The following is a 1786-nucleotide window of genomic DNA, read 5'->3' as shown; positions in this document are numbered from 1 at the left end:
GCGCGGACGACCGGCACGGCGCACGCGGCTCCGAGCCTGGCGCGGCGCGGCGCCTGGATCGGCCTGTCGGCCGTCCCCTCCGGCCTGCTCGTCGCCGTGACGGCGCACATCACCACGGATGTGGCCGCCATCCCGCTGATGTGGGTGCTGCCGCTGGCGCTCTACCTCCTGACCTTCGTGATCGCCTTCCGCCCGCTCGCGTCCTGGCCGGACCGTCCCCTGGCCGCCGCGCAGGCTTGGGGGACCGCGATCGCCCTCGGCGCGGCCGTGGTCGGCCGGCTGCCCTTCGCCGTCGACCTGCCGCTCAGCCTCGGCCTCTGCTTCGTCGCCGGCCTCGTCGCCCACCGCGCCGTCTTCTGCCTGCGCCCCGAGCCGGGCCGGCTGACCGAGTTCTATCTCTGCACCTCGCTCGGCGGGATGCTCGGTGGCCTGTTCGCAGCGCTGGTCGCGCCGCGGCTGTTTGCGACGATCGCCGAATATCCGATCCTGCTGGTGGCGGCGCTCGCCTGCCGTCCCGGCGTCTTCGTCCGCGTCCGCCCCGTCGGCATCGTGGCGATGCGTCGCCTTGTCGGGACGCTTGCCGGGCTGGTCGGGCTCGCCATCCTCGTTCGCTACGCTCCCGACGCGGCGCCGCGCGCTGCAGCGGGCGCGATGATGACAGTCCTGCTGCTGAACTGGCGCGCACCGCAGGCGGCCTTCGGCTTTGCCGCCCTGTTCTGCGGGCTGGTGCTGGCGATGCCGCATCTGACGATCCAGGACATCGAGAGCCGCCGCAGCTTCTTCGGGGTCCACCGCATCGAGACCGATCCGCAGGGACGCTTCCGCCTGCTCTCGCACGGCACGACCCTGCACGGCGCCATGCGCATCCGCGAGGACGACGGCAGCCCGGTTCTCGGGCCGCCGGAGCCGACGACCTACTACGCCACCGGCAACGCCATCGCCGACGTCCTCGAGGTCGCCCGCCGCGCCTACGGGCCGGTGCCGCGGGTCTCGGTGGTCGGGCTCGGGGCCGGCAGCCTCGCCTGCCAGGCGCGGGCCGGGGAAGCCTGGACATTCTACGAGATCGATCCGGTGGTCGTCACGATCGCGCACGATCCGAGCCTGTTCCGCTTCCTCTCCGCCTGCGCGCCGTCGGCCCGCATCGTCCAGGGCGACGCCCGCCTGACCCTGGCCCGCGCGACCGAGCCGACCCGCGTGCTGATCGTCGACGCGTTCTCCTCGGACGCGATCCCGATGCACCTGCTCACCGGCGAGGCCCTGGCGCTCTACCGCGACCGCCTCGACGCGCAGGGGGTTCTGGCGCTCCACATCTCCAACCAGCATTTCGACCTGCGGCCGGCGCTCGCCCGTGCCGCGGCGGAACAGGGCCTCGCGCTTCTCCAGCGCATCGACCCGATCGTCGAGCCGATCGAACGGCGTTTCCGCGCTCCGGCGATGGTGGTGATCGCAACGCGCGATGCGGCGATCCGGCGGGAGGCCGCGCGGCTCGGCTGGACGCCCGTCGTCCCCGACATGACGCGGCGGCCCTGGACGGACGACTACGCCAACGTGCTGGAGGCCTTCATCGACATGATGCGCCCGCGCGGCGACGCCACGCCCACGCCCGGGCGCTGACCGGGTTTATCGATCGGCGCCGGCGCGCGCACCGGGCAACGCTCACAGGGCGGTCTTGGGCATGAGCATGTGGACGCCCTTGTTGCCGTCGACCGTCTGGGTGATGCGCAGGTTTCCGGCGAGCGAGCACAGCATGTAGGCCTGGTTGCGGGTCAGCCCGGTGCGGGCGCAG

Annotated in this window: 1 protein-coding gene and 1 pseudogene; one reads left to right on the top strand and one right to left on the bottom strand. The window is 73.0% G+C overall.

Translation table 11 applies throughout. The annotated features are described in order from the left end of the window. A partial coding sequence (locus tag FV230_RS30125; protein ID WP_187275657.1) for a fused MFS/spermidine synthase occupies window positions 1–1614 on the top strand: 1614 nt, incomplete at its 5' end. Between the two features lie 42 nt (window positions 1615–1656). Here FV230_RS30125 and FV230_RS31100 read toward each other — a convergent pair. After that, window positions 1657–1786: pseudogene (locus FV230_RS31100) on the bottom strand (amidase); the annotation flags it as partial.

Origin of the sequence: Methylobacterium sp. WL6 (assembly GCF_008040095.1) — a bacterium.
Lineage (GTDB): Bacteria > Pseudomonadota > Alphaproteobacteria > Rhizobiales > Beijerinckiaceae > Methylobacterium.
This window is presented reverse-complemented; position numbering and strand designations above follow the sequence as displayed.